The 2343-nt window shown below is 62.6% G+C and carries 2 protein-coding genes; one reads left to right on the top strand and one right to left on the bottom strand.

What is annotated here, in order from left to right:
- On the top strand, positions 1-1686 hold a 1686-nt coding region (gene lepA / locus ACEW8G_RS14060; protein WP_373489033.1), incomplete at its 5' end, for a translation elongation factor 4.
- 4 nt (positions 1687-1690) lie between these two features.
- On the opposite strand, the gene ACEW8G_RS14055 is transcribed toward lepA, so the two are convergent.
- The coding region (locus ACEW8G_RS14055; RefSeq protein ID WP_373489032.1) for an ammonium transporter at positions 1691-2343 on the bottom strand (653 nt) is incomplete at its 5' end.

Below are 2343 nucleotides of genomic sequence, written 5' to 3'. Positions count from 1 at the left end.
GAGCAGGTGCTCGACAACATGGACATCGAAAAAGAACGCGGGATCACCATCAAGGCGCAGACGGTGCGGCTGAACTATACGGCTGAGGACGGGCTGCTGTATGAGCTGAACCTCATGGACACGCCGGGGCATGTCGATTTTGCCTATGAGGTCTCGCGCAGCCTCGCCGCGTGCGAGGGCGCGCTGCTGGTGGTCGATGCGGCGCAGGGGGTCGAGGCGCAGACGCTCGCCAACGTCTACCAGTCAATCGAACATGATCACGAGATTTTGCCGGTCATCAACAAGATAGACCTGCCCGCCGCCGAACCGGACAAGGTCAAGAAGGAGATCGAGGACATCATTGGACTCGACGCGTCAGAGGCGGTGCTGGCCAGCGCCAAATCGGGCATCGGCATCGCCGAAATTCTGGAACAGATCGTCAAGAAAATCCCGCCGCCCAAGGGGGATCGTAACGCGCCGCTCGAGGCGATGCTGGTCGACAGCTGGTATGACCCGTATCTGGGCGTCGTGATTCTGGTGCGCGTCGTCAACGGTGTCATCAAAAAGGGTCTGAACATCAAGTTCATGGCCGGCGGCACCGAGCATCTGGTCGACCGGGTGGGCTGCATGCGGCCCAAGATCGAAACCCTGCCCGAGCTCGCGGCAGGCGAGATTGGTTTTATCACCGCGCAGATCAAGGACATCAGCCAGACCCGTGTTGGTGACACGATCACCACGGTCAAGAACCCCGCGACGACGCCGCTGCCAGGCTTCAAGGAAGTGCAGCCGGTGGTGTTCTGCGGCCTGTTCCCGGTCGATGCCAATGATTTCGACAAGCTGCGCGACAGCATCAGCAAGCTGCGACTGAACGATGCCTCGTTCAGCTTCGAGATGGAATCGAGCGCTGCGCTGGGTTTCGGTTTCCGTTGCGGGTTTCTCGGCCTGCTGCACCTTGAGATCCTCCAGGAGCGGCTCACGCGTGAATATGATCTTGACCTGATCACCACCGCGCCGTCGGTGGTCTACAAGATTCAGCTGACCCACGGCAACGGCGAGCTTGAACTGCACAATCCCGCCGACATGCCCGACCCGACGCGCATCGACGAGATCGAGGAGCCGTGGATCGAGGCGGTGATCTATTGCCCCGACGAGTATCTGGGCAGCATTCTCAAGCTATGCCAGGACCGGCGCGGCATCCAGAAGAACCTGACCTATGTCGGCGGCCGTGCGCAGGTGACCTACGAACTGCCGCTCAACGAGGTGGTGTTCGATTTCTATGACCGGCTGAAAAGCATTTCACGCGGCTATGCCTCGTTCGATTATCACCAGATCGGCTATCGCGAGGGTGACCTCGTCAAGATGTCGATCATGGTCAACGCCGAGCCGGTCGATGCGCTGAGCATGATCGTCCACCGCGGCACGGCGGAGTCGCGCGGGCGCGGCATGTGCGAGCGGCTGAAGGACTTGATTCCGCGCCACCTGTTCAAAATCCCGATCCAGGCGGCGATTGGCGGCAAGGTGATCGCGCGCGAAACCATTGCCGCGATGCGCAAGGACGTCACCGCCAAATGCTATGGCGGCGACATCAGCCGCAAGAAGAAGCTGCTCGACAAGCAGAAGGAGGGCAAAAAGCGGATGCGCGAATATGGCTCCGTCAGCATCCCGCAGGAAGCCTTCATCGCCGCGCTCAGGATGGGTGAGGAATAAGGCGCTAGCGGGCCTCAGGTGTGTCGTCGATGACAACCGGCTGCGCATGCGGCTGCGGCGCGGGCTGTGCCAGCGCTGCCCACGCCTGTTCGCCATGGCTGGTGACATCCAGCCCGCGCAGCTCAGCATCGGGTGAAACCCGCATCGGGATCGCCACCGCAACGCCATAGCCGATGATCAGCGTTCCCAGGATCGACCAGATTGCCACCGCACCCAGCCCGATGATCTGCGCGATCAACTGGCTGACGAGGCCGCCGCCTTCGGGATAGCCCGTACCGCCGAAACCGGCGCCCATGAACACCGCGACCAGCAACGCGCCGACCAGACCGCCAACGCCGTGCAGCGCGAACACGCTGCTGTCATCGATCGCCAGGGTTTTTCGCACGAAGCGCAGCGCGAAATAGCACACCGGAGCCACCAGCGCTCCGATCAGGATCGCCCCGCCGGGAGAGACCAAACCAGCGGCCGGCGCGATGCCCGCGATCCCGGCGACCAGCCCCGAAGCAAAGCCCGTGGCGGTGACCTTGCCGCTGCGCAGCCGCTCAAGCAGTAACCAGACAAGCGCGGCGACGCAGGCGGCGACATGCGCGTTGATGATCGCGCTGCTCGCGTCATCAGTGGCGGCGAGCGTCCAGCCGCCGACAAGCGCAAAGTTGC

Source organism: Blastomonas sp., from assembly GCF_041747255.1.
GTDB lineage: Bacteria > Pseudomonadota > Alphaproteobacteria > Sphingomonadales > Sphingomonadaceae > Blastomonas.
Note: the sequence above shows the minus strand (reverse complement) of the source record. Positions and strands in the feature narration are given on the sequence as shown.